At 71.5% G+C, this 2,737-nt stretch carries 1 protein-coding gene and 1 pseudogene; both read right to left on the bottom strand.

From position 1 onward, the window contains the following. Positions 1 to 270 (bottom strand): annotated as a pseudogene (locus tag FRZ03_RS30515) (hypothetical protein); the annotation flags it as partial. A 151-nt stretch (positions 271 to 421) separates the two neighbouring features. Continuing rightward, positions 422 to 2,389 (bottom strand): acetoacetate--CoA ligase, encoded by a 1,968-nt coding sequence (locus tag FRZ03_RS30510; RefSeq protein WP_146468314.1) that lies wholly within the window; start codon positions 2,387 to 2,389, stop codon positions 422 to 424. Positions 2,390 to 2,737: the final 348 nt, after the last annotated feature.

Below are 2,737 nucleotides of genomic sequence, written 5' to 3'. Positions count from 1 at the left end.
CGCGGGGAGGTCGGGGTCCAGGCCGGTCTCGGCGCAGTAGGCGGCGTAGTCCTCGGGGTCGAAGAGGGCGAGGGTGGTGTGGCCGCCGTGCGCGGCGCGGCTTCGGAGGACGGCTTCGACCTGCCGGAGGTAGGTCGCGTGGTCGTCGAAGGTGAAGCTGCGGTAGCGCCGCATGGCGCTGAAGTCGTGTTCGTCGGCGAGCAGGCCGATGGTGCCGGCGATCTCGCGGCACAGGACGCTTCGGATGCTCTGGTGGTCGGTGTGCGCCATGTTTCCCCCATTGTGCGCGGTCGATCAGTGCTCACTCACCGTAATCGGAGGCACTGACAATGGCGGGTGTGGCGGTCTTGACCTGGGGTTTTGCGTGTTCGTGTGCGCGGCGCGGGCAGCGCCGCGCCGCGCGCACGAGGGGGTGTGGGGGTCAGGCGCGCTTGCGGGCCAGTTCCTCGTAGAAGGCGAGCAGGGTGAGGTCGTCGATGGAGCCGGGGTTGACCGCCTTCTCCAGCGGGGTGCCCTGGAGGAGGCGCTTGACGGGGACCTCGATGCGCTTGCCGGTGAGGGTGTGCGGGACGCCGGGTACCTCGATGATCTCGTCGGGGACGTGGCGGGGCGAGAGGTGTTCGCGGATGGCCCGCTTGATCCGGTCGAGGAGCGCGTCGTCCAGAGCGGCGCCCGGGGCGAGGTGCACGAAGAGGGGCATCCAGTAGCCGCCGTCGGGCTGTTCGATGCCGATGACGAGGGATTCCTTGATCTCGGGCAGGCGCTCGACCACCTCGTAGATGTCGGCGGAGCCCATGCGGACGCCCTGCCGGTTGAGGGTGGAGTCGGAGCGGCCGTGGATGATCACGGTGCCGCGGGAGGTGAGGGTGATCCAGTCGCCGTGGCGCCAGACGCCGGGGTAGGTGTCGAAGTAGCTGTCGTGGTAGCGGCTGCCGTCGGGGTCGTTCCAGAAGCGGACCGGCATGGAGGGCATGGGCTGGGTGACGACGAGTTCGCCCACCTCGTCCACCACGGGGTGGCCGCTGGGGTCCCAGGCCTGGAGGTCGGTGCCGAGGCCGGGGGCCTGGAGTTCGCCGGTGTACACGGGCAGGGTCGGTACGGCGCCCGCGAAGCAGGAGCAGACGTCGGTGCCGCCGCTGACGGAGGCGATCCAGAGGTCGTCGCGGACCTCGTCGTGCAGCCAGCGGAAGCCGTCCGGCGGGAGTGGGGAGCCGGTGGTGGCGACGCACTTGACGCGGGAGAGGTCGTGGTCGCGGGCCGGGTGGACGCCGGCCTTGCGGCAGGCCATGACGTAGGCGGCGGAGGTGCCGTAGAGGGTGGCGCCGGTGCGTTCGGCGACCGTCCACTGGGCGCCCGTGTCGGGGTAACCGGGGCTGCCGTCGTACAGGACGATCGTCGTTCCGGTGAGCAGGCCGGAGACGAGGAAGTTCCACATCATCCAGCCGGTCGAGGTGTACCAGAAGAAGCGGTCCTCGGGGCCGAGGTCGCAGTGCAGGCCCAGCTGCTTGAGGTGCTCGACCAGGATGCCGCCCTGGGACTGGACGATGGCCTTGGGCAGTCCGGTCGTGCCGGAGGAGTAGAGCACCCACAGGGGGTGGTCGAAGGGGACCTGCTCGAAGACGGGCTCGGTGTCCCCGGCGGTCAGGGCGGACCATTCGAGGGTGCCGTCGGGGGCCTCGGTGCCGAGCAGCGGGATGTGCACGACGGCCCGCAGGGTGGGCAGTTCGCGGCGGAGTTCGGCGACGGTCTCGCGGCGGTCGTGCTCCTTGCCGCCGTAGCGGTAGCCGTCGACGGTGAACAGGACGACGGGTTCGACCTGCTGGAAGCGGTCGAGGACGCTGCGCGCGCCGAAGTCGGGGGCGCAGGAGGTCCAGACGGCGCCGACGGCGGCGGTGGCGAGGAGGGCGACGACGGCCTGGGGGATGTTGGGGAGGTAGCCGCTGACGCGGTCGCCGGGGCGCACGCCGAGGGCGCGCAGTTCGGCGGCGAGGGAGCCGACCTGGCGGCGCAGTTCGGCCCAGGTGACCGGCCGCGGCTCGTGGGTCTCGTCCACGTGCACCAGGGCGGGCCGGTCGGCACGGTCGGCGGCGGCGCGCAGGGCGTGTTCGGCGTAGTTGAGGGTGGCGCCGGGGAACCACCGGGCGCCGGGCATGGCGCGGTCGCCGAGGACCTCGGTGTACGGGGTCGAGAAGCGCACGTCGAAGAAGTCGGTGACGGCTTTCCAGAAGGTGTCCAGGTGGTCGACGGACCAGCGGTGCAGGGCGGCGTAGCCGCCGTCGGCCGGCGCCCCGTGGTGGGCGGCGGCCCAGGACTGGAACGTGGTGATGCGTGCCTCGGCGATCCGCTCGGGATCGGGCTGCCAGAGCGGCTGGGGGTTCGCGGTCGACATGGGGGCGGCTCCCGGACTGTGCGCGTCGTGTGCGTCGGTCCGCGCACGGCTGGGGTGTGCGCGTGACGCGGCTGACAGGGACGATGCCATGTGATCGACTTCCGCACCAGAGGGGCTTCATATCATCCGACTGGTGAAAGACGCCCCGGCGTAGGTGAACGGAAATTGAACGACACGCGCGGCCGGAGCGCTCGGTGGCAGGGTGAGCAGCATGGACGGTCGTGACCTGGTGCGTTCGGTGCGTGTGATCGGTTCGGGGCGGGCGGCGCGAGGGGCGCTACGCGCACGGGGGGCAGGTGGTGCTGGCCGTGGGCGTTGGCGGCGGCGGGGCTGTGGCCGTCTCGCCCA

Source organism: Streptomyces misionensis, assembly GCF_007896895.1.
GTDB classification, from domain to species: Bacteria; Actinomycetota; Actinomycetes; order Streptomycetales; family Streptomycetaceae; genus Streptomyces; species Streptomyces misionensis_A.
The sequence above is the reverse complement of the archived record's forward strand: the minus strand, read 5'-3'. Positions and strand labels throughout refer to the sequence as shown.

What these genes read in the sequence shown, in the direction of transcription:
- FRZ03_RS30510 (WP_146468314.1), bottom strand. Translation starts at nt 2,389, where the DNA reads ATGTCGACCGCGAACCCCCAGCCGCTCTGGCAGCCCGATCCCGAGCGG.